22 protein-coding genes, 1 tRNA gene and 1 riboswitch are annotated in these 21,872 nt (G+C 34.2%); of the genes, 11 read left to right on the forward strand and 12 right to left on the reverse strand.

The genetic code is table 11. The annotated features are described in order from the left end of the window. The first annotated feature begins 90 nt into the window (after positions 1 to 90). From QYS49_RS16675 to QYS49_RS16695, 5 genes are all read left to right on the forward strand, one after another. The gene (locus QYS49_RS16675) at positions 91 to 516 is read left to right on the forward strand and encodes a hotdog fold thioesterase (protein ID WP_308348944.1); all 426 of its coding nucleotides are present in this window, start codon (positions 91 to 93) and stop codon (positions 514 to 516) included. A 2-nt stretch (positions 517 to 518) separates the two neighbouring features. Beyond that, positions 519 to 1,739: a chorismate-binding protein gene (locus QYS49_RS16680; protein ID WP_308348946.1), complete on the forward strand. Its 1,221-nt coding sequence runs from the start codon at positions 519 to 521 to the stop codon at positions 1,737 to 1,739. Positions 1,740 to 1,800: 61 nt separating this feature from the next. After that, positions 1,801 to 2,256 carry a MarR family winged helix-turn-helix transcriptional regulator gene (locus tag QYS49_RS16685; protein ID WP_308348948.1) on the forward strand — a complete coding sequence of 152 codons (456 nt, stop codon included), beginning with the start codon at positions 1,801 to 1,803 and terminating at the stop codon, positions 2,254 to 2,256. Positions 2,257 to 2,275: 19 nt separating this feature from the next. Continuing rightward, a complete protein-coding gene (locus QYS49_RS16690) occupies positions 2,276 to 3,280 on the forward strand; it encodes a ligase-associated DNA damage response exonuclease (RefSeq protein WP_308348950.1) in 1,005 nt (334 codons plus the stop codon). Between the two features lie 81 nt (positions 3,281 to 3,361). Further along, positions 3,362 to 3,949, forward strand: coding sequence for a DUF6624 domain-containing protein (locus QYS49_RS16695; RefSeq protein WP_308348951.1), 588 nt, complete (start codon positions 3,362 to 3,364; stop codon positions 3,947 to 3,949). 82 nt (positions 3,950 to 4,031) lie between these two features. Here the strand turns inward: QYS49_RS16695 and QYS49_RS16700 are convergent, their stop codons facing one another. The 4 genes from QYS49_RS16700 to QYS49_RS16715 form a co-directional block, all read right to left on the reverse strand. Beyond that, a complete protein-coding gene (locus QYS49_RS16700; protein ID WP_308348952.1) occupies positions 4,032 to 5,300 on the reverse strand; it encodes an adenylosuccinate synthase in 1,269 nt (422 codons plus the stop codon). Positions 5,301 to 5,388: 88 nt separating this feature from the next. Continuing rightward, the gene (locus QYS49_RS16705; protein WP_308348954.1) at positions 5,389 to 5,727 is read right to left on the reverse strand and encodes an STAS domain-containing protein; all 339 of its coding nucleotides are present in this window, start codon (positions 5,725 to 5,727) and stop codon (positions 5,389 to 5,391) included. Positions 5,728 to 5,747: 20 nt separating this feature from the next. Next, on the reverse strand, positions 5,748 to 6,221 hold the full coding sequence (locus tag QYS49_RS16710; protein ID WP_013453279.1) for a Fur family transcriptional regulator: 474 nt from the start codon (positions 6,219 to 6,221) through the stop codon (positions 5,748 to 5,750). Between the two features lie 47 nt (positions 6,222 to 6,268). After that, positions 6,269 to 8,479, reverse strand: a complete 2,211-nt coding sequence (locus tag QYS49_RS16715; RefSeq protein WP_308348958.1) for a RelA/SpoT family protein — start codon at positions 8,477 to 8,479, stop codon at positions 6,269 to 6,271. 102 nt (positions 8,480 to 8,581) lie between these two features. Between QYS49_RS16715 and QYS49_RS16720 the strand changes: the two genes are divergently transcribed. The 4 genes from QYS49_RS16720 (at position 8,582) to clpX (ending at position 12,083) form a co-directional block, all read left to right on the forward strand. Continuing rightward, positions 8,582 to 8,663: transfer RNA gene (locus QYS49_RS16720), tRNA-Leu, on the forward strand. Between the two features lie 86 nt (positions 8,664 to 8,749). Further along, positions 8,750 to 10,093 carry a trigger factor gene (gene tig / locus QYS49_RS16725; protein ID WP_308348960.1) on the forward strand — a complete coding sequence of 448 codons (1,344 nt, stop codon included), beginning with the start codon at positions 8,750 to 8,752 and terminating at the stop codon, positions 10,091 to 10,093. Positions 10,094 to 10,174: 81 nt separating this feature from the next. After that, entirely contained in the window at positions 10,175 to 10,843 is a 669-nt protein-coding gene (locus QYS49_RS16730) for a ClpP family protease (protein ID WP_308348961.1), read from the forward strand. A gap of 1 nt (position 10,844) precedes the next feature. After that, entirely contained in the window at positions 10,845 to 12,083 is a 1,239-nt protein-coding gene (gene clpX, locus QYS49_RS16735) for an ATP-dependent Clp protease ATP-binding subunit ClpX (protein WP_308348962.1), read from the forward strand. A gap of 117 nt (positions 12,084 to 12,200) precedes the next feature. On the opposite strand, the gene rimK is transcribed toward clpX, so the two are convergent. The 8 genes from rimK to QYS49_RS16775 form a co-directional block, all read right to left on the reverse strand. Further along, complete coding sequence (gene rimK / locus QYS49_RS16740) at positions 12,201 to 13,112, reverse strand: 30S ribosomal protein S6--L-glutamate ligase (protein ID WP_308348964.1); 912 nt, start codon at positions 13,110 to 13,112, stop codon at positions 12,201 to 12,203. Positions 13,113 to 13,166: 54 nt separating this feature from the next. Further along, positions 13,167 to 14,366, reverse strand: coding sequence for a homoserine dehydrogenase (locus tag QYS49_RS16745; protein WP_308348966.1), 1,200 nt, complete (start codon positions 14,364 to 14,366; stop codon positions 13,167 to 13,169). Then, positions 14,353 to 15,369 (reverse strand): homoserine O-acetyltransferase family protein, encoded by a 1,017-nt coding sequence (locus QYS49_RS16750; RefSeq protein WP_308348967.1) that lies wholly within the window; start codon positions 15,367 to 15,369, stop codon positions 14,353 to 14,355. Before QYS49_RS16750 ends, QYS49_RS16745 begins: the two co-directional genes overlap by 14 nt. After that, a complete protein-coding gene (locus QYS49_RS16755; RefSeq protein WP_308348969.1) occupies positions 15,356 to 16,684 on the reverse strand; it encodes an O-acetylhomoserine aminocarboxypropyltransferase/cysteine synthase family protein in 1,329 nt (442 codons plus the stop codon). The genes QYS49_RS16750 and QYS49_RS16755 overlap by 14 nt, the downstream gene beginning before the upstream one ends. Positions 16,685 to 17,045: 361 nt before the next feature. After that, a riboswitch (SAM riboswitch) is annotated at positions 17,046 to 17,139 on the reverse strand. 135 nt (positions 17,140 to 17,274) lie between these two features. Then, on the reverse strand, positions 17,275 to 17,964 hold the full coding sequence (locus tag QYS49_RS16760; RefSeq protein ID WP_308348970.1) for a lysoplasmalogenase: 690 nt from the start codon (positions 17,962 to 17,964) through the stop codon (positions 17,275 to 17,277). Between the two features lie 99 nt (positions 17,965 to 18,063). Continuing rightward, a complete protein-coding gene (locus QYS49_RS16765) occupies positions 18,064 to 18,429 on the reverse strand; it encodes a T9SS type A sorting domain-containing protein (RefSeq protein ID WP_308348972.1) in 366 nt (121 codons plus the stop codon). Between the two features lie 45 nt (positions 18,430 to 18,474). Then, the gene (locus QYS49_RS16770) at positions 18,475 to 19,968 is read right to left on the reverse strand and encodes an NAD(P)H-hydrate dehydratase (RefSeq protein ID WP_308348974.1); all 1,494 of its coding nucleotides are present in this window, start codon (positions 19,966 to 19,968) and stop codon (positions 18,475 to 18,477) included. Positions 19,969 to 20,017: 49 nt separating this feature from the next. Next, entirely contained in the window at positions 20,018 to 20,167 is a 150-nt protein-coding gene (locus QYS49_RS16775) for a DUF2256 domain-containing protein (protein WP_308348975.1), read from the reverse strand. Positions 20,168 to 20,315: 148 nt separating this feature from the next. On the opposite strand from QYS49_RS16775, the gene sucD reads away from it, so the two are divergent. Beyond that, a complete protein-coding gene (gene sucD / locus QYS49_RS16780) occupies positions 20,316 to 21,194 on the forward strand; it encodes a succinate--CoA ligase subunit alpha (RefSeq protein ID WP_308348977.1) in 879 nt (292 codons plus the stop codon). A 149-nt stretch (positions 21,195 to 21,343) separates the two neighbouring features. Then, positions 21,344 to 21,814, forward strand: a complete 471-nt coding sequence (locus QYS49_RS16785; RefSeq protein WP_308348978.1) for a YehS family protein — start codon at positions 21,344 to 21,346, stop codon at positions 21,812 to 21,814. The last annotated feature ends 58 nt before the right edge of the window (positions 21,815 to 21,872 follow it).

Genomic DNA, 21,872 nt, shown 5'->3' on the forward strand with positions numbered 1-21,872 from the left:
ATCAATCAATTTCAAGAAATATTGTTCAAAATTGAATGTGAATCCGTAATTTTCGGCTCGAAATTACAAAACAGAATCAGTGAAATTACTATGGATAGGAAATTTCTTCAAAAACCAAGCGTAGAAGAACTCAATAAATTAGGTGAAAACACCATCTCTGAGGTATTAGGGATGAGCTTTACGGAAATTGGGGATGATTTTTTGATTGCCAAAATGCCGGTAGACAAAAGAACTCATCAACCCTATGGCTTATTACATGGCGGAGCTTCTGTCGTTTTAGCTGAAACCTTAGGCAGTGTGGCAGCTATGTTAATGGTTGATCCAGAAAAATTTTATTGCGTAGGATTAGATATCAATGCAAATCACATTCGTGGAATTAAGGAAGGATGGGTTTATGGAAAAACTACCCCTGTTCATATAGGAAGAACTACTCAAGTTTGGCATATAGAAATCAAGAACGAACGTGAACAATTGATCTGTGTAAGTCGTATTACAATGGCAGTAGTGAAGAAATAATTTTGGAAAAAGAAACACAAGACATAAAACAAACTCAGCTTACAGCTGAAGCTCATCTTAATAAATTTATTGCTTTTGCACAGAAAAATAAAGCTGCATTGGCAATTTACAGACTACCCAATGACTCAAAATTACAGCTTCTTTGTGATTTATCGGGAGGTAACTATATAGAGGAACTAAATTTAGAAGACCTATCTCCTGGTTTTATAGTGCATCCTTTTCAAACTGGTATTGATAAAATTGTATCTTTTGATGCGGAGATATTAGCCGAAATTTCACTAAATCCAGCAAATGGTGCGAGCAGTAAAAGAGATGTTCTTGATTGGAAAAAATCACCAAGCGAAGAAATTGAAAAGGAAATTGAAAATACAAACCTTCAATTTGATTTCAATTTATTAGAAAATAGTTCAAACCATGATTCAACATTAGCTTCTGATTATATCGATATGGTGGAGAAAGGAATTCAGTTTATAAAAAGAGAAGAATTTTATAAGGTTGTTCCGTCCAAAATCAAAAACATCGAAAGCAATAATGATATAAACTTAGGTCAGGCTTTTATTAATGCCTGCAAAAAGTATCCAAACGCATTTGTTAACTTAACATATTCTTCGAAAACTGGTTTATGGTTTGGAGCTAGTCCTGAAACCTTAATTGAAGATAAGAAAGGCGAATATTTTAAAACCATGGCTTTAGCTGGAACTCAAGCAAAGTCAGAAAAAAGCATTGCTGAAACTACCTGGACACAGAAAGAAATTGAAGAACAAGCTTATGTTTCTCGTTATATAATTAATTGCTTTAAAAAAATAAGACTTAGGGATTTTGATGAAATCGGCCCTAAAACAATTCAAGCAGGTAACCTCTTACATTTAAAAACTACATTTAAGGTCAATACTGAATCAGTTAATTTCCCAGAATTGGGATCAGTAATGTTAAAGTTATTGCATCCTACTTCAGCCGTATGTGGAATGCCTAAAGAATCAGCTTTGGACTTTATATCAAAAGAAGAAAAACACAATCGAGGCTATTTTAGTGGTTTCATGGGACCAGTCCATTTAAATAATTTAAGTCATTTGTTTGTAAACCTTAGATGTTGCCAAATCTATAACCAATCCGTTACTTTTTATGCAGGTGCTGGAATAACAGAAGATTCGAAAGCAGAAAAAGAGTGGGAAGAAACCGAGATGAAATGTAAGGTTTTGTCTAATATAATTTTCGGAATATGAACATTAATCCTTATTTTTGGTTCATTAGTCGATAATTAATTCTAATTTACCGAAACAAAGGATGAGTAGAGATTCAGATATAAATAAAACGAATCCATTTGTTGGTCAAACGTTTTCCACCTTGCTGAGCTGCCAACAGAAATTATCTTACAATATTTCTCAAGAAATGAAGGCCTTTGGTATAACCCGGCAGCAATATGAAGTGCTTACAATTCTAAACAGTAATCCTGAAAAGGCCATGAACTTAAATAAGGTTAAAAGTTATTTGAGGGAAAATGTGCCAGATATCTCTCGCATAGTTCAAAGATTGGTGGAAAAAAGATTAATCAATAGATCACGCCAGGCAGATGATAAAAGAAATTCTGCTATATCTATAAATCATGAAGGAATAAGCTTAATTAGGCAGATTGAGCCCATTATAATGAAAAAAATGGATGATTTTTTTGCAGTATTAAGCTCAGAAGAATTAGTCGAACTATCAAGAATTATCTCAAAAGTCAATCAAAACAATGACTAACAGATTAAGTTAGCCATACATGCAATCTCTTCTTAAATTCACAAGTAAAGGAATTTACTGTCCAGAAGGTAAATTTTATATTGATCCATGGCGACCAGTCAAAAAAGCTTTAATCACTCATGCCCATGCAGATCATTCTCGTCCTGGTCATCAGCATTATTTAGCACATCATCATTCTGAAACTATTATGCGACAAAGGCTGGGTAGTGATATTAATATCGAAACTGTAAACTATAACAAAAGCATTTACATGAATGGGGTGATGGTTAGTTTTCATCCGGCAGGACATATACCGGGTTCAGCTCAAATTCGAATTGAATTTAAAGGCCAGATAGCAGTTGTTTCAGGAGATTATAAACTAGAAGATGATGGATTATCTGCACCCTTTGAGCCAGTTAAATGCCATGAATTTGTAACTGAGACCACTTTTGGATTGCCCATTTACCAATGGAAACCTCAGATTGAGACTTTTAATGAAATCAATCAGTGGTGGAAGCAAAATCAAGAAAATGGAAAAACCTCTGTGATTTTTGCCTATGCTTTAGGTAAAGCGCAAAGAATAATGAAAAATGTAGATTCAACAATTGGAAAAATCTTTACCCACGGAGCGGTGGAAAATGCAACAGAAGCATTAAGAAAAACAGGTTTAGATTTACCTCATACCGTTAAAATTACAAACGATATTTCTAAAAAAGATTTCCAGAGAAATTTAGTCATTGCTACTCCTGCCTCAATTGGCACACCATGGATGAAAAAACTAGCACCTTACAGCACAGGAATAGCCTCAGGCTGGATGATGCTAAGGGGAACAAGAAGAAGAAAGGCTGCTGACAGAGGTTTTGTACTTTCCGATCATGCCGACTGGAATGGTCTATTGGAAGCAGTAAAATTATCTGAAGCAGAAACTGTTTATTCTACTCATGGCTATTCCAATGTTTTCACAAAATACCTACAAGAACAAGGTTTAAATGCCATTAGTCTAGACAGTCAATTTGAAGGAGAGAGTTTAGATAGTGAGTTGTGAAATTAGTTTTAGTTTACTTTGAGCATAATTTATCTTTCCATAAGTTCGTTTTAAACTTTTTAACAGATAATATAATTCTAAATGAAAAACTATCTAATCCTTATCATCTCTATATTTTTTATAGTTCCATTTTGTTCTTATTCTCAAAATCAATCTGACAATGATTTTAAAGAAGAAGCAAAAGCAATAGAGAAACTCACGATTAAATCAATCAAACTTAGGCAACAAGTAAATCCTGAATCAGAAAATGAAGAGTTGATCAAAGAGATGAAAATTCTTGATTCAACCCTATTACATAAGGTGACCCTATTTCTCAATGAATATGGCTGGAAAAGCAAAAAAGAAATAGGCGAACTTGCCAATATGGGATTACTTTTAGCCATCCAACATTCTTCAACTGAAGAGATGGAAAGCTTTAAAGAGATAGTAGAAAGGGCTTATCAAGAAGATAAAGTCGAAAAAAGTAGCTATGCACTTTATGTAGATAGACTAAAAGTCCGAAATGGTTTACCCCAAATTTACGGCACTCAATTTTATTACGATGAAAAATCAGCTTCTTTAAGATTTAATGAAATTGAGGATTTTGAAAATGTAAACAAGAGAAGAAAAAAAGTAGGCCTAGCTAAAATTGAAAAATATGCCAAGAAGAATAATATAGTTATGAATTAGCATATTGATCATTACCTTAATAGAAATAAAAAAGGAAGCAAATCACTCAGCTTCCTTTTTTATTCTTAAATCTCTAAGACTTCTATCTCAAAATCGTCTGAGTCCTATCGGGCCCAACAGAAACCAAATTAATAGGTACACCTAATTTCTCTTCTATATAAGTTATATAATCTTTCAATGGCTTTGGCATAGCATCAAAGGAATCAATGTTATCCAAACTGCAGTTCCAGCCTTCCAATTCTTCATAAATGGGTTTAACCTCAGAATCCACAATATCATAAGGGAATTCATCTGTTACAGTTCCATCTTCTAATTCATATTGAGTGCAGACTTTTATCTTTTCAAAACCTGATAAAACATCAGCTTTCATCATAAACAATTCCGTCACACCATTGATCATCACCACATATTTCAAAGCAGGAATATCCAACCATCCACATCTTCTTGGGCGACCTGTAGTAGCGCCAAACTCATTACCTACTTTCTGCAATTCTACCCCATCTTCATCAAATAATTCTGTAGGAAATGGCCCTCCTCCTACTCTAGTGCAATAAGCTTTGAATATCCCATATACTTTTTGAATACTATTAGGTGCAACTCCTAAGCCCGTGCAAACACCTGCAGTCATGGTATTAGAGCTGGTTACAAAAGGATAACTTCCGAAATCAACATCCAATAAAGAACCTTGCGCGCCTTCCGCTAAAACAGATTTTCCAGCCTTCAATTCTTTATTGATTAAATACTCAGTTGAGCTGACATTAAAAGTTTTTAAATATTCTATAGCTTCAAAAAAGGTATTTTCAGCTTCTTCTAAATCATATTCAAATTTATAAAACTCAAGAATCGTTTTATGAGCATCTACTAGTTTTTGGTATTTTTCTTTAAAATTATCATAAAAAATATCACCAACTCTCAAGCCTAATCGGGCAATTTTATCCTGATAAGTGGGACCAATACCTTTTAAAGTTGAACCGATTTTTTCATTGCCTTTTGATTTTTCATACGCAGCATCCAAAAGACGATGAGTAGGCAAAATCAACTGCGCTTTATTAGAAATCCATAGATTATCTTTGAAATTGATATTGAAAGGATCTAATTTTTTGATTTCATTTTTGAAAATTACAGGATCTAAGACCACTCCATTTCCAATTACATTTTTGATGGAATCACGGAAAATCCCACTCGGGATTTGATGCAAAACATGCTTTATACCATCAAATTCTAAGGTGTGCCCAGCATTAGGACCACCCTGAAACCTAGCCACTGTATTGTATTTGGGCGCTAAAACATCTACTACTTTTCCTTTTCCTTCATCCCCCCATTGCAAACCCAACAAAACATCCATTTTCATTTTTTATGATTTTAAATTAATACAGCTTATGAGAAATAAAGCTGAAGCTGATAGATTTATGATTTAATTATTTGAGAACTATTCCTATTTACTTTAAGCTTGCCATTGCCTCTTCTTTGGAATCGTAGATAGTAAAGATATTATTAAGCTTTGTTATTACTAATAATTTTTTCACTTGTTCCGAAGGGTTGATCAATACTACCTCGCCATCCTTATTTCTCAATTTGGTTAAAATAGTAATTAACACTCCAATTCCGCTACTATTCATATATCGAACTCCTGAAATTTCAATAGTACATTTTGTAATGCCTTTATTTATATGATCATTTATTAATTCAACCAAACCTGGTCCATTGTTTTCTCCTATTAGGTCTCCTGAAATTTCTAAGTTTAGAATATTATCAACGACTTCTTTTTTGTAATCCATCTTATCTTTTTATTAAAAAATTATTCTTGCTCTTCGGCTTTTTGTTTTGCTTGGCAGTCTCCACAAATTCCGTATAAATTTAATGAATGGTGCATGATTTTGAAATTCAATAAATCTCCTATCATGGTTTTGATATTCTGGATTCTCGGATCACAAAACTCCACCACTTTATGACACTCAGCACAAATCACATGGTCATGCTGCTTGTAACCGTAAGATTTCTCGTATTGTGCGAGATTTCTTCCGAATTGATGTTTGCTGACCAAGTCACATTCCACTAATAAGTCCAATGTATTATATACAGTAGCACGGCTTACTCTATAGTTTTTATTCTTCATACTGATGTAAAGTGATTCTACATCAAAATGCCCTGTACGGGTATAAATTTCCTCAAGAATTGCATAACGCTCAGGCGTTTTTCTCAATCCTTTATTTTCTAAATAAGCCGTGAAAATTTGTTTTACTTCTTTATAAACCTTCTCGTTCAATGCCATAATTTATTCAACTCCCTTCTTCAATCGCAAATATAGGAAATCTACAATTAATCATAGCGGTTCACCTTCACTATCCCACGAACGGCTTTCAATTTCCCTATCAATTGATCTAAATGCTTAGTATTCTGCACAAAAAGGTGAATTTTCCCCTCGAAAATCCCGTCTTTAGTATCAACGGAAATCGATTGCATATTTACTTCCAATTCACTGGAAATAATCTGAGTCACATCACTGATCAAACCAACTCTATCTGTACCGATAATTTGCAATCCTGCCAGAAAAGCAATTTCCTGCTGGGAAGTCCATCTAGCTTTCACTACCCTATTGCCATGATTTGATAATAACTCAGGTGCATTAGGACAGGAGGTTCTATGAATTTTAATCCCTTCATTAACCGTTACAAAACCAAAGACCTCATCTCCAGGAATAGGATTGCAACATGGCGCAATGACATAATCCACTACATCCATATCCTCACCAATCAAGAGCATATCTTCTCCTTTGGCTTTTTTTAATTCCCGTTCAAAGGATTTGGCATCTGCAGATGACCTGATACGTTTATTATATTTCTGTGGTCCTTCCAACACTTCATCCTGGAATTTCTTGATATTTTTCGGATCGTGTTTGCCCGTTGCTATTCCATAATATAAATCAAGTGGAGTTTTCTCCTCAAAATATGCCCTGATTTTATTGATCACCTCATCAGAAGGGGTGATCTTCATTTGCTTTAACTTCCTATAGACAATCTCTTTACCTTCTACCGCTGCATATTTTTTATCCTCTTTTAATACATCTTTAATTTTAGATTTTGCTTTTGAGCTGACTACAAATCGTAACCAATCCTCACTAGGCTTTTGCTTATTAGAGGTCAAAATTTCCACCTGATCCCCGTTTTTAAGCTCATAATTAAGCGGAACCAACTTATTATTCACTTTTGCGCCCAAACATTTAGCCCCAACTTCTGTGTGTATATCAAAAGCAAAATCCAAAGCCGTAGCACCATTCGGTAGGGTTTTTAATTCACCTTTAGGGGTAAAAACAAAGACTTCGTCCGAAAACAAATTGGAACGGAAATCATCTAAAAATTCGATGGCATTGGTATCATTGGATTCCAACATTTCCCTAACCCTGGCTATCCATTGTTCCAATCTTGTTTCTTCTGGCTTGGTATAGTAGTCTTTATATTTCCAATGAGCGGCATAGCCTTTTTCAGCTATTTCATCCATTCTGCTCGTCCTGATTTGTACTTCTACCCAACTTCCATTATCACTCATCACTGTGGTGTGCAAGGACTCATAACCATTGGCTTTTGGGGTGGAAATCCAATCGCGAAGCCTATCTGGATTGGGTTTGTAGAAATCAGTGACTATGGAGTATACTTCCCAACATGCTGCTTTTTCATGCTCATCGGGTGCATCAATTATAATTCTAATGGCAAACAAATCATATACCTGTTCAAAAGGAATATTTTGCTTTTTCATTTTGGTCCATATAGAATAAATTGATTTTGGTCTGCCCTTTATATAATAATCCCATTTCAATTTATCCAATTCACCTTCAATAGGCGATATGAAATTATTGATAAACCTTTTTCTGGCTGATTTTGTGTTGTTAATCTTATTGGCAATATCTCTGTAAACCTCCGATTCCGTATATTTTAAATGTAAATCTTCCAGCTCAGACTTAATAGCATAAAGCCCTAAGCGGTGAGCCAGTGGCGCATAAAGATAAATGGTTTCGGAAGCTATTTTAAGCTGCTTATTTCTAGGCATGCTTTCTAATGTTCGCATATTGTGCAAACGATCAGCTAATTTTATAAGAATTACCCTTACATCTTTAGAAAGAGTCAAAAGCATTTTTCTGAAATTCTCAGCTTGTTGAGAAGTTCCGTAATCAAAGACTCCTGAAATTTTGGTCAAGCCATCAATAATTGGAGCGACTTTAGGACCAAATTCCTTTTCGATGTCTTCCAATTCCCAATCTGTATCTTCCACCACATCATGTAATAAAGCTGAAATGATGGATGTAGTACCTAAACCAATTTCCTCAACGCAAATGGTCGCAACTGCTATAGGATGGAGAATATAAGGCTCACCAGATTTTCGCCTCATTTCTTTATGGGCTTCCATGGAGGTAGTAAAAGCTTTTTTAATCAATTTAGCATCCCCATCCTTGAGAAATGGTTTTGATTTCCTTAGCAATTTCCTGTACTCTCTAAGGATTACTTTACGTTCTTCTTCTATATCTATATTCTGCATAAATGCTTTAAAAACTAAAGTTCAAAATAACCAATAAAAAAACATTTCTGCGACTTGCAGCGAAAATATTTTTCCGTACCTTTGCACTTCAAATTAATGAATGCGGATGTGGCGAAATTGGTAGACGCACTAGACTTAGGATCTAGCGCCTCACGGCATGGGGGTTCGAGTCCCTTCATCCGCACACTACTCAAACCCTGAGTTCCAGTAAAGTAATACGGGAGTGAAGGGTTTTTTTGTATATTGATAACACTATAAAATTTAATTGTTTTGGACATTACACTCAACAAAAAGGACAACACCAATGCTTCTATTAAAATTATACTAAATGAAGCTGATTATCAACCTAATGTTGAACAAAAAATCAAAGAGTACAGGAAAAATGCCAATATTAAAGGTTTTCGTCCTGGAAAAGTGCCTACTTCCTACATAAAGAAGTTATATGGGAAGAGCGTTTTGGTTGAAGAAATCAACAGTTTGTTATCAAAATCATTAACTGATTATATAAAAGAGAATGATTTAAAGATTTTAGGTGAGCCAATTCCTAATCAGGAAGATGTCACTAATATCGATTGGGATAACCAAAAAGATTTTGAGTTTGAATATACTTTAGGCTTGGTAGATGAGTTTGACATCAAATTAGATGATAAATTCAAGGTGGAAAAATACGTTATCGAAGTTTCTGATAAGGTAATGAAAGAAACCATGGACAACTTAACTAAGCAACATGGTGAAACTGAATCAGTGGAAGAAAGCAAAACTGAAGATTCATTAGAAGGTAAACTAAGCACTGCTGATGGAGAAGTTCAGGAAAAAGTTGTTCTTCCTATAGAAGATGCTGAGAAAAAAGAGCAAAAACAGTTCGTGGGTGTTAAGAAAGGCGATGAAGTAAAATTCGATATCGCTAAAACTTTCAAATCTGCTGAAGCAAAATCAAGATTACTGGGTCAGAATGAAACTGACGCTGAAGCAGCTTCAGGTGAATATATTTTAACTGTCTCTGATATAAAAAGAACTAAACCTGCTGAAGTGAATCAGGAATTGTTCGATAAAGTATTCGGAGAGGGTTCTGTAAAAACCAGAGAAGAATTTGACAAAAAGGTTAAAGAAACTATCGCGGAGAACTACGATAGAGAATCTGAAAACCTTTTAAATAGAGACTTGGTAGATAGTTTGGTTGAAAAAACAAAATTTGAATTACCTGACGAGTTCTTGAAAAACTGGTTATTGTTAAGCAACGAAGGAAAAGTTACTCAAGAGCAAATCGACAAAGAGTATGATTTATATACTAAAGATTTGCGTTTCAATTTGATTAAAAACAAAATTGCTGAAGCAAATCAAGATAACATCAAAGTTGAGCATACTGACGTGATGGATTACACCAAAAAAATGATTGCTGAGCAATTTGGTGCATACGGAATGGCAGATCAATTGGGCGAAAATATGGATAGCTTTGCTCAAAATTATCTTCAAGGCGAAAATGGTGAAAACTACCGTAAAGTCTACGAAGAGATGCTTAACAAAAGAGTTTTGGACTTCATTAAGGACAAAATTACGATCAAAGAAAAGAAAGTTGATTTAGACGGCTTTAAAAAGGCTGTAGATAAGAACTAAAAGCTATTTTTACCGTTAATTGAAAAGTCCTTTTAAAGAAGGACTTTTTTTTTAAATTTGTACTTATAACAAAATACTTAAATGATTAATAAAGAGGAATTTAGGAAATTTGCCGTTAAAGGCGAAGGCTTATCAGGTAGTATGGTGGACTCATATGTGCAGCAGGTAGAAAATATGACCAGAGCTGTAATTGAAGAACGCCCCACCAATTTCAGGGAAATAGATGTTTTTTCCCGCTTAATCATGGATAGAATTATCTTCTTGGGAATGCAAGTAGATGACAATATCGCGAACGTAATTACCGCTCAACTATTATTCTTGCAATCAGTGGATGCTAAAAAAGACATTAGTCTTTATATTAATAGCCCAGGTGGTTCAGTATATGCTGGTTTAGGGATTTACGATACTATGCATTACATCTCTCCTGATGTAGGAACTATCTGTACTGGATTAGCTGCAAGTATGGGAGCTGTTTTATTGGCAGGTGGAGCTGAGAAGAAAAGATCAGCATTGCCGCATGCAAGAATCATGATTCACCAACCTATGAGTGGAATGCAAGGACAAGCTTCCGATATGGAAATTTCCTTGAAACAGACATTATCCGTTAAGGAGGATTTATATAATATCCTTTCTAAGCATAGCGGAAAAACTTATAAGCAAGTAGAAAAAGATTCTGACAGGGACTTCTGGATGAGAGCGGAGGAAGCTAAGGAATATGGATTGATTGATGAAGTATTAGTGAGAAAGTAATATGGCTGAAGACAAAACACAAGTAACCTGTTCCTTTTGTGGGCGCAACAAAAAAGATGTTGATTTGATGATATCAGGTATACACGCGCATATTTGCGATAAGTGTATAGCTCAAGCTCAGCAAATTCTGCAAGAGGAAGTTAAAACAAAGTCATCCTCTAAAGACCCGAAATTCAACTTGATTCGTCCAATTGAAATGAAAAATCATTTGGATCAATATGTTGTAGGCCAAGATGAAGCCAAAAAAGTAATGTCTGTTGCAGTTTACAATCATTACAAAAGATTGATGCAAAAATCTACTAAAGATGATGTGACGATTGAAAAATCTAATATTATTATGGTAGGAGAAACTGGTACTGGTAAAACTTACTTGGCTAAAACTTTAGCTAAGATTTTACAGGTTCCGTTTTGTATTGCTGATGCTACCGTTTTAACTGAAGCAGGTTATGTAGGTGAAGATGTCGAAAGTATTCTGACTAGATTATTACAATCCGCTGATTATAATGTAGAAGCTGCCCAGAGAGGAATCGTTTACATAGATGAGATAGATAAAATTGCTCGTAAATCGGACAATCCATCAATCACTAGAGATGTAAGTGGTGAAGGTGTTCAGCAAGCTATGTTGAAATTATTGGAAGGAACTTCAGTAAATGTTCCACCACAAGGTGGACGAAAGCATCCTGACCAGAAAATGATCAATGTAGACACTGAAAACATTCTTTTCATTTGCGGTGGTGCTTTTGATGGAATCAGTAGAGGAATAGCTTCTAGACTGAATACAACTCCTTTAGGTTTTGCTAAAGCAGATACTAGAGAAGAAGAAATTGATAAAGAAAATCTTCTTCAATACATCACGGCTCAAGATTTGAAAAATTTCGGATTGATTCCTGAATTGATCGGAAGATTGCCAGTTTTGACTCACTTAGATCCATTAAGTAAGGATACTTTAAAATTAATTTTAACTGATCCAAAAAATGCGTTGGTGAAACAATATACCAAACTGTTTGATATGGAAGGTATCAAATTAGTAATTGAAGATTCTGCTTTGGATTATATTGTAGAGAAAGCAGTTGAATTCAAATTGGGAGCAAGAGGTTTAAGATCTATTTGCGAAGTCATTATGACAGATGCGATGTTTGAGTTTGATGGAGAATCATCAGGAACAGAATTGATCATAGATGAAAAATATGCTGCTTCTAAATTCGAGAAATCGAAATATAAAAATCTTAGAGTAGCTTAGTCAGTATCTAGTATCAAGATTCTGGTATAAAATAAAAAAGAGGATTTATCAAATGGTAAATCCTCTTTTTTTGTTTAAAATCGTAAACAGAACGGTTCTGAGAAATCTATAGAAGCATCAAGCTTTTACATTATCCTTTGGTAAGCGCTTCTTGTCTTTCCCCCTTTCTATATATTCAATAATTTTGGCAGCTATATCTATCCCTGTTGCTTTTTCGATTCCTTCCAAGCCTGGTGAAGAATTTACTTCCAAGATTAATGGTCCTCTTGAGGATTGCAACATATCAACACCTGCAATTGCTAAGCCCATTGATTTAGCTGCTTTTAGTGCCGCTGCTTTTTCAGCTCGGCTTAATTTGATCACATTAGCAGAACCGCCTCTATGCAAATTCGAACGGAATTCACCTTCTTTTCCTTGACGCTTCATTGCACCTACTACTTCTCCATCTACTATGAAAACACGAATATCAGCTCCTCCAGCTTCTTTGATAAATTCTTGCATGATTACACGGGCTTTCAAACCTTCAAAAGCTTCAATTACAGAAACTGCAGCTTTTCTAGTTTCTGCCAACACAACCCCTAATCCTTGAGTTCCTTCCAATAACTTCAAAACTACTGGTGCTTTGCCAAGGTGCTCTAAGATATAATCACCTGCATTTTCAGAACTATTAGTAAAAGCTGTTCTTGGCATTGCAAGGCCTGATCGAGACAAAATTTGCAAACTTCTCAGTTTATCTCTGGAACGGGTAATCGCTAAAGAATCCACTGCACTAAAAGTTTTCATCATTTCAAACTGACGAACAACTGCAGTTCCATAAAAGGTAACAGATGCCCCAATTCTTGGGATCACTGCATCAATTTTATCTAATTTTTCGCCATGATAATATATGGAAGGACCCGCCTCATCCATTATAATATCACAGCGCATATGGTCTAGGCGAATAGCTTCATGACCTTTTTGCTCTATGGCTTCTAATAGCCTTCTAGTGGAATATAAATTTGAATTTCTGGATAGAACTGCGATTTTCATTTTGGATTTTTATTTTTTTTGTAAAGCCAAAGTAAACTAAAAAAGATGGTATCCCTAAATCAATGCTTCTTGATTTACTAGTTCTTCAAAAATATTTTCAGAAAGTTGAACCCAATATAAATCCGGATTTCCCTTCTTCAATTCTTCCAAATAATCAAATTGCCCCTTAGCTAGGATATAACCCTCCTCTTTATTCAAAACTTCCAGCCCCTGAAAATTGAAATTATCATTAAAACCAGCTATAAAATAAATTTCGGTTTTTGAATTTTTTGAATAACTCTTTATTTCTTTCTTAGCGATTTTTGCAACTGCCAGATCATATTTCAAATCTTTCAAATTAGACAATACGGCTAAAGCTGTGGGAAAACTCCCAGCTCCCTTTCCTTTAACAAACTGCTCACCAGCAAATACAGCATCCACCAAAATCCCATTATATTCATTTTCTATGTTATAGAAATCATGGCTTTCATTTACTAATTGTGGTTCTACTTTAGCAGTGATTTTACCATTAACTTCTTGAGCCTCCCCAATCAATTTTATTTTCAAATGATGTTTTTGAGCAAAGTCTTTTATATTTTCATCCAAATAATTAATCCCCTGCAAAGGAATTTCATTTGGATGTATAAATAGGCCAAAAGCATGGTAAATCATGATGGATAATTTAAAGCGAGTATCCTCTCCGCTTACATCAGAATAGGGGTCTAATTCTGCAAAGCCTAAATCCTGAGCATCTTTCAATGCTAAGTCATAACCCTGATTTTCACTTACCATCTTTGATAAAATGAAATTACAAGTTCCATTCGCTATAGCTTTGATGGAGTTTACTTGATCTGATTTATAATGCTGATCGAGCAATCTTAATATGGGGACACTTCCACAAACCGCTCCTTCATAAAAGAATTTAACGCCATGTTTTTCACGTAATTCCAGAATTTCTTTATGATATAGTGCCACCATCTTTTTATTAGCACTCACTACTGATTTCCCTTTTTTAAAAGCTTTTTTTACAATGCTAAAAGCTTCTTCAGGATCGTTTATTAATTCTATGATGATATCTAAATCAGTATTATCAAGAATTTCAACTGCCGCAGTGGTGAGTATTCCATTGGGTAATTCTAAATCTCTTTTTTTATCAATATTTTTAACGGCAATTTTTTCAATTGAAATACCGTATTTTCCATTTTGCTGTAAAGCTTTATAAACTCCAGAGCCTACTACTCCCAACCCGAATAAGCCTGCTTTAAATTTCTTCATATAAAGTATTAATTAAATGTTTTTTGATGAAATGGGAAATCAAATTTCCCTCAATTAAAAAAGCATCATGCCCTTTAAGGGATTCTATTTCCTCTAGATTAGCATTTGGTATATTTTCGCTCATAAATATTTGTTCCTCTATTGGAAATAGATTATCACTATCAATTCCAATGCATAAAGTTTTGGCTTTTATCGAACCTAATACTTCTTTTAAATTATCGGTTCTGGATTCTGCAATATTATGTGCATCCATCATTTTGGAAAGAATTTTATAGCTATTGATACTAAATCTGCCATTGAACTTTTCTCCTTGATATTTTAGATAAGAAGCAACTTTCCAATCTCCATGCTCACTTTTCCCAAATTGGTTATTCTCAAAATCTTCATAGCTCCTATAACTAAGCATAGCTATACTTCTGGCTAAAGACAATGCTTTTTGTTTTTCCTCCTTATTACCATTTTCACCTAATTCAATGGCTTGCCTTTGTAATTCATTAAAAGCAATTCCCCAAGAAGAATGCTTAGCATTGGAAGCGACTAAAATCTGATTTAATATCACTTCAGGTTCTATAATTGACCATTCCAAAGCTTGTTGTCCACCCAATGATCCTCCAATTAGGTAATCAATTTTAGAAACATTAAGTGCTTTTCGCAGATCAATAAAAGCTTTGACAACATCTCGGTTATTTAATTCCGGAAACTTCTCTCTATAAATTGCGCCATTTTCAGGATAAATTGAATCAGGTCCAGTACTTCCATAGCATGATCCAAGCATATTAGCACAAATCACTGTATGCTTTTCCAAATCAATAAATCCACCATTTTCAAAAAAAAGGGAAGCCCACCAGTCCTTAACGGTGGCACTTCCTGTAAAAGCATGGCATACCCAAACTACCTCCTTATTTTCTGAAATCTCCCCTAAAACTTCATAGTAAAGAGAGGCCGCTTGCAAAGTTTGCCCGTTTTCTAGTTGAAAATGATAAGGTAATTTATGCTGTGGCATAGGATTCTTCTTTGACTTTTTGAAATGATTGCGTAAAATCACCAATGATATCATCAATATGCTCTATACCTACAGAAACTCTCAATAAATTCGGAGTGATACCTGCAGATAATTGCTCTTGATCTGATAATTGTTGGTGAGTTGTAGCCGAAGGTTGAATAATCAGTGTTTTTGCATCCCCCACATTTGCTAAATGACTTACCAGTTTCAAATTATCCACAAAGGCTTTGGTTTCTTCTTTATCTCCTTTGAGCGTAAAAGATAAAACACCGCCATAACCATTATGAAGATATTTTTTTGCCAGTTGATAATATTTACTACTTTCTAATCCTGGATAATTTACTTTCTCAACCAAAGGATGTTTCTCTAACCAAAAAGCTAATTTCAAGGCATTATCCACCGTTCTTTGTACTCTCAAAGAAAGCGTTTCTAATCCTTGTAGCAAAAGAAAACTATTGAATGGACTTAAGGCGGGACCGAAATCTCTCAAGCCTTCTACTCTTGCTCTAATAGCATAAGCAATATTGGGTAGCCCTAATGGGTTCCCCTCTCCGAAAGTTTCCCAAAAATTCAATCCATGATAACCTTCTGAAGGCTCAGAAAATTGAGGAAACTTACCATTACCCCAATTGTAATTCCCAGCATCAGTAATTACTCCGCCAACGGATGTTCCATGTCCTCCAATCCATTTTGTGGCTGACTCTACTACAATGTTAGCTCCGTGCTCAATAGGTCTAAACAAGTAACCGCCTGCTCCAAATGTATTATCCACGATTAAAGGCAAATCATACTTTCGTGCTAAAGCAGAAATTACTTCAAAATCAGGAATATTGAAAGTAGGGTTGCCGATAGTTTCCAAATAAATAGCTTTTGTATTTTCATCAATCAAGCTTTCATAAGATTCTACTTCTTCATCGGGAGCAAATCTTGCCTCAATTCCTAATCGCTTAAAAGAAACTTTAAACTGGTTATAAGTACCGCCATAAAGATATTTTGAGGAAATAAAGTTATCTCCAGCTTCTAAAATATTATTCAAGGCAATGAATTGTGCCGCTTGACCAGAAGCAACAGAAACTGCGGCTACGCCACCTTCAAGTGCTGCAATTCTTTTTTCGAATACATCATTAGTCGGATTCATTATTCTTGAATAGATATTACCGAATTCTTTCAAGCCAAATAGGTTTGCTCCATGTTCTGAGTTATTGAATGCGTAACTAGTGGTTTGATAAATTGGAACTGCTCTTGAATTGGTAGTTGGGTCAATTTCCTGACCAGCATGTAATTGTAAGGTTTCGAATTTTTGTGTAGTTGACATAATTTTAAAATTTAAGATGAATATATTTTTTGAATGAATATTTAAATATTTGTGAGCCGTTCAGGGTATCTGATTGAATCACTAAATTTTATTAAACAATTGATTTTTAGCGGATTAAAAGAATTTCGAAATGAATCTTAAAACTGAAAAGGGTGTGATTTCCCCTTTAGATTATCGAAATGAATCCAAATAGAATTGAGTTGTTGATTAGCAACAACAGCACATACACATTCGCATGTATGCAATAGGATTAATGGGATTAAGCTTAGTTGCTTTATTTATTGAAAATGAATTCTTTGCCGAAGTGGCTTGTTTGATGTGATCGCTGAAAGCGAAGAATTGTAAGTTGTTCATAATTGTTAATTTATATTTCCCAATATCGGGCAGGATTTGGCACCTTGATTCAGGTTGCCAGAGGGTCAACGAGCCTGTCTCTCACCTCTTCGTTATAAATTGATTACCGAAATAACACTTCAAATGTAGGAAAAGCTTTTTGAAATAAACAAATCCTAACGCTAATAAAAATTAAAAATATTGAAATTAATTTTTAAACAAAATATAATATCGAAAAAGCAGTTGATTTTCTATTTTTATATGGATTGATTATCCTGCTTTTTGTTATGTTTTAATAATCCATTTACTATTAGCCATTGGGCAATTATGTATGTTCCCATTACAGCAACGCCTGCAAAAGGAATAGTATGTGAAAATCTGTTGATGGCTAAAATTGAATCAGAAATGATAAATAGCGCAGCTCCTAAAACTACTAATTGAAAGCTTTCATCCGTGGTTTCGCCTTTTCTAAACCAAGCAGCCAATATCATTAGGCTTAGTATAATTCCGTACACAACCAATGGGACTTGAATTACACTATCTACATAAGGTAAAGTGAGATAAGCCATTAATAGAATAAATCCTAAAACTACAAATGGAAAAAATGACCATTTAATATTCAGTTTGTCTTTATAGGTCGCCTTTTTATAAGCTATTATAAATACTATGTGTGTAATTAAAAAAGCACTTAATCCAGCGAAAAAGAACATAAAATGTTTAAAAGTAAAGAGAAGCATAATATCACCAATCCAGCTAAAAACTAATGCTAAAGTGACAAAACTTACCCATTTTTCATTTTTACGAATATCAGATTTATCCCAGAAATAGATAAGAAGAGAAATCATCAAAAGAGGCTTTGCAATTTGATGAAGTATATCAATTTCGAATGTTAAAGCTATAATTTCAACTACAGCAATAATCCAATAAAAATATAATTTGGGATTCATTTTCTTCCTTTTATCGAAAAGTAATTAATAATAGTCGATAAAAAAAGAGAATAATACTAAAGAAATTGACTTGTAGGATTTAAAGCCGATTTAAAAAAATTACTTTTTTATAAATTTCTTTAAAGATTTCTCAGAATCAACAGTGAGCATAACATAATAATGACCAACAGGAATATTTGATAAATCTATTTTATAAAGACCTGTATCCAATTTATCATGAGTAACTTTCATCTTATTTCCTATGATACTCATTACTTCAATTTTAACATCTGAAGATAAGTCTTTATCATCTATTCTAAGGTAGATATATTCTTCTGCTGGATTCGGATAAACCTCTGCGTTATTAAGAGCTTTTATAATTTCAACATTATCCGTCTTAACAATAGGATTTTCGGTTCCTGCTTCAGAAATAAAAATATTGAAGCTGAAGAAAGTTAAGATTAATATGTTGATTAATGTTTTCATTACAATTTATTACGGCTTAATCCGTTTTATGTTCTTAGTACCTAATTAATTTTCTACTTTTTTAAAAGTATCTTTCAAATTCGAAATCATAGTTGAAGGTGTCATATAATTTTCACCGTACTCCTTCAAACTTATATCTCCCGAAAATCCATGCAAATATACTGCCAATTTTGCTGTTTCAAAAGGATTTTGCACTCTTGGTGCTATTCCCGCTAAAATTCCACACAATAAATCTCCACTCCCACCTTTTGCCATACCTTGATTTCCAGTTGTATTGAAACTCACCTGTCCTTTTTCATTACAAACTGCAGTAAATTTCCCTTTCAAAACTACTACAACCTTATGATGCTTACAGAAGGACTTTAGTTGCATCAGAGCCTCAAAATTATTAGAATAATTTCCTACTAGCCTTTTAAACTCTCCATGATGTGGAGTTAAAATGGTGCCTTCAGGCAACAATTCTAGCATTTCTCTATTTTTAGCTAGAATTGTAATGGCATCAGCATCTAAAATAAGTTGCCCTTTAAAAGTTTTTAGAATTTCTTCTAGAAGCTTAATGGTTTTATTTGCAAAACCTATTGCAGGTCCAAAAACGAGAACATCCTGCTTATTATAACCCAAGAAACTTCCTAATACATAGTCATTTTCATCTTCTAGAATTAAAGCCTCTGGTATTTGGTTTTGAATGATGTCAATGCAAAGCGGACAAACTTGCACCGACAATAAACCAATTCCAGAATGAAGAGTGCCTTTAGCAGCTAAAATTACGGCTCCCATTTTAGCATGCCCACCCGCTATGATAGTGGCACGACCTCTAATTCCCTTATGCGCAATGCTATCTACTTTTAAAAGCAATTTTAGTTCTTTTGTTAATTCATAAATTGAATAATCGCTTATGCAATTATTTATGAATTCTTCAGACAATCCAATATTAAGAATTTCAAATTGACCAACATACTGTTGATTTTCAGCCATCATAAAAGCAAGCTTCGGAACTTGAAAACTAAGTGTAAAGTCTGATTTGAAAATAGTTTCTCCAGGACTTGGCTCGTCTGCAAAAACACCTGAAGGAATGTCCACGGCCAATTTAATTCCTTTTGCTTCATTTACTTTTTGGACGAATTTTGCGATATCTCCTTCTATTGGACGAGAAAGACCTGAACCGAAAATCGCATCTATGAAAATATAATCATTATTGGAATTAGAAAAATTAAAATCATTTAAAATTTCAACTTTTTTGAGTGATTTCAACCTATCCAAATTTTGTTCAAAATCATCTGAACCTGACTCCCCCATTATTAGCACTACTTTTACGCTATAATTTTGATTAGATAATAATCTTGCAATAGCCAATCCATCACCTCCATTATTACCCGAGCCTGCTAAAACAATAATTTCATGTTCATTGGAAAAATGCTTACAAACCCAATTCACCACTTGTCCACTAGCTCTTTCCATTAAATCAATACTAGCTATTGGTTCATTTTTGATGGTAAATTGATCAGCTTCTCTTATTTGTTGAACGTTAAGAATTTTCATAATGGTTAAGGTAAGTAAAATGGGTTTAATTTCCTGAATATAGAACCGACTATTGTTTCTTAGCTAATTTGCTACATTTCTGACTACAAAATTTAACATTTTTCCAATCTTTCTCCCATTTTTTCCTCCAAAAAAAAGGCCTTTTGCAAGTAAGGCAAACTTTGGAAGGCAAATCACTTTTTTTAATCATTTTAGGCATAGTGCAAATTCACTTTATAATTATGGTAAACAATGAATTTAATGAATGTTTGAAAAATCAATCTATAACTAATTTAGAAACAAGCGCGGAATTACTTTGAGAATGAAGCCTTTTCTTCTATTTTTGCAAAAACTTTAAACAGAGCATAATGAGCGTTTTAGTAAATAAAGATTCTAAAGTAATTGTACAAGGTTTCACAGGTTCAGAAGGAACATTCCACGCTGAGCAAATGATAGAATACGGCACCAATGTAGTGGGTGGTGTAACTCCAGGTAAAGGAGGTCAAAAACATTTAGACAGACCTGTTTTCAACACTGTCGAAGATGCTGTTAAAGAAGCTGGTGCAAATGTATCCATCATTTTTGTTCCACCTGCTTTCGCTGCAGACGCCATTATGGAGGCTGCGGATGCAGGAATCAAAGTTATCATCACTATCACTGAAGGAATTCCGGTAAAGGATATGATGAAAGCAAAAACTTATATTCAGAATAAAGACTTAACTCTTATAGGCCCAAATTGCCCAGGTGTTATTACTCCAGGTGAGGCTAAAGTTGGTATCATGCCAGGTTTTGTTTTCAAAAAAGGAAAAATCGGAGTTGTTTCTAAATCAGGAACTTTAACTTATGAGGCAGCTGACCAAATTGTAAAAGCAGGTTTAGGGATTTCTACAGCAATTGGAATTGGTGGTGATCCAATTATCGGAACCCCGACTAAAGAGGCTGTACAAATGTTGATGGAAGATGATGAAACTGATGCTATTGTGATGATAGGTGAAATTGGTGGAAATTATGAAGCAGAAGCTGCTCGTTGGATAAAAGAAAACGGTAATAAAAAACCAGTGGTTGGATTTATCGCAGGTAAAACTGCTCCAGCAGGAAGAAGAATGGGGCATGCTGGTGCTATAATCGGTGGAAAAGACGATACTGCAGAAGCTAAAATGAAAATCATGGATGAATGTGGTATTTATGTTGTGCAGTCTCCTGCTGATATAGGAGAGACTATGAAAAAAGCATTAGCAGAAAACTAAATTTCAGAACCTAGATTTTAGTTTTTAGACAATAATTTAATCATATTTTGAGACTGTTTCGATAGTAGGAAAGATCATTATAAAATAGTGGCCTTTTGAATACTCTTGAAACAGTCTTTTTTATTTTAGCACTAATAAATACTTAGGAGATGACCAATAATGACATTTTAAAAAGGATTCGCTACATATTTGATTATAGTGATGAGCAGATGATTGCTATTTTCGATAGTGCTGATTATAAAGTCACAAGGTCGTTGGTAACAGATTGGCTAAAAAGTGATGATCATGAAGAATTTAAAGAAATCTATGATGATCAGTTAGCTATTTTCTTAAATGGATTAATTAACGAGAAAAGAGGTAAAAAAGAAGGAGAGCAACCGAAGCCTGAAAAAATACTGGAAAATAACGACATCCTTAAAAAACTAAAAATTGCATTAAAATTAAAAACCGAGGATATAACAGCTATTTTTAAATTAGCGGGCAAACCGATCAGCCCACATGAGGTTACGGCTTTTTTAAGAAATCCTAAACAATCACAATACCGACCCTTTTTAGATCAATATCTAAGAAATTTCCTTAACGGATTACAAATAAAATTCAGAGACAAAAGGGATGCCTAATAAAAAAAAGGTGGACAAAATATCCACCTAATTTTCATTAATCAAACTAAAAAAACAA

This window comes from Marivirga salinae (assembly GCF_030503855.1).
Lineage (GTDB): Bacteria > Bacteroidota > Bacteroidia > Cytophagales > Cyclobacteriaceae > Marivirga > Marivirga salinarum.

Coding starts and splice junctions, on each gene's coding strand:
- QYS49_RS16675 (WP_308348944.1), top strand. CDS start 91: ATGGATAGGAAATTTCTTCAAAAACCAAGCGTAGAAGAACTCAATAAA.
- QYS49_RS16685 (WP_308348948.1), top strand. CDS start 1,801: ATGAGTAGAGATTCAGATATAAATAAAACGAATCCATTTGTTGGTCAA.
- QYS49_RS16690 (WP_308348950.1), top strand. CDS start 2,276: ATGCAATCTCTTCTTAAATTCACAAGTAAAGGAATTTACTGTCCAGAA.
- QYS49_RS16695 (WP_308348951.1), top strand. CDS start 3,362: ATGAAAAACTATCTAATCCTTATCATCTCTATATTTTTTATAGTTCCA.
- QYS49_RS16700 (WP_308348952.1), bottom strand. CDS start 5,300: ATGAAAATGGATGTTTTGTTGGGTTTGCAATGGGGGGATGAAGGAAAA.
- QYS49_RS16705 (WP_308348954.1), bottom strand. CDS start 5,727: ATGGATTACAAAAAAGAAGTCGTTGATAATATTCTAAACTTAGAAATT.
- QYS49_RS16710 (WP_013453279.1), bottom strand. CDS start 6,221: ATGGCATTGAACGAGAAGGTTTATAAAGAAGTAAAACAAATTTTCACG.
- QYS49_RS16715 (WP_308348958.1), bottom strand. CDS start 8,479: ATGCAGAATATAGATATAGAAGAAGAACGTAAAGTAATCCTTAGAGAG.
- QYS49_RS16730 (WP_308348961.1), top strand. CDS start 10,175: ATGATTAATAAAGAGGAATTTAGGAAATTTGCCGTTAAAGGCGAAGGC.
- clpX (WP_308348962.1), top strand. CDS start 10,845: ATGGCTGAAGACAAAACACAAGTAACCTGTTCCTTTTGTGGGCGCAAC.
- rimK (WP_308348964.1), bottom strand. CDS start 13,112: ATGAAAATCGCAGTTCTATCCAGAAATTCAAATTTATATTCCACTAGA.
- QYS49_RS16745 (WP_308348966.1), bottom strand. CDS start 14,366: ATGAAGAAATTTAAAGCAGGCTTATTCGGGTTGGGAGTAGTAGGCTCT.
- QYS49_RS16750 (WP_308348967.1), bottom strand. CDS start 15,369: ATGCCACAGCATAAATTACCTTATCATTTTCAACTAGAAAACGGGCAA.
- QYS49_RS16755 (WP_308348969.1), bottom strand. CDS start 16,684: ATGTCAACTACACAAAAATTCGAAACCTTACAATTACATGCTGGTCAG.
- QYS49_RS16760 (WP_308348970.1), bottom strand. CDS start 17,964: ATGAATCCCAAATTATATTTTTATTGGATTATTGCTGTAGTTGAAATT.
- QYS49_RS16765 (WP_308348972.1), bottom strand. CDS start 18,429: ATGAAAACATTAATCAACATATTAATCTTAACTTTCTTCAGCTTCAAT.
- QYS49_RS16770 (WP_308348974.1), bottom strand. CDS start 19,968: ATGAAAATTCTTAACGTTCAACAAATAAGAGAAGCTGATCAATTTACC.
- QYS49_RS16775 (WP_308348975.1), bottom strand. CDS start 20,167: ATGCCTAAAATGATTAAAAAAAGTGATTTGCCTTCCAAAGTTTGCCTT.
- sucD (WP_308348977.1), top strand. CDS start 20,316: ATGAGCGTTTTAGTAAATAAAGATTCTAAAGTAATTGTACAAGGTTTC.
- QYS49_RS16785 (WP_308348978.1), top strand. CDS start 21,344: ATGACCAATAATGACATTTTAAAAAGGATTCGCTACATATTTGATTAT.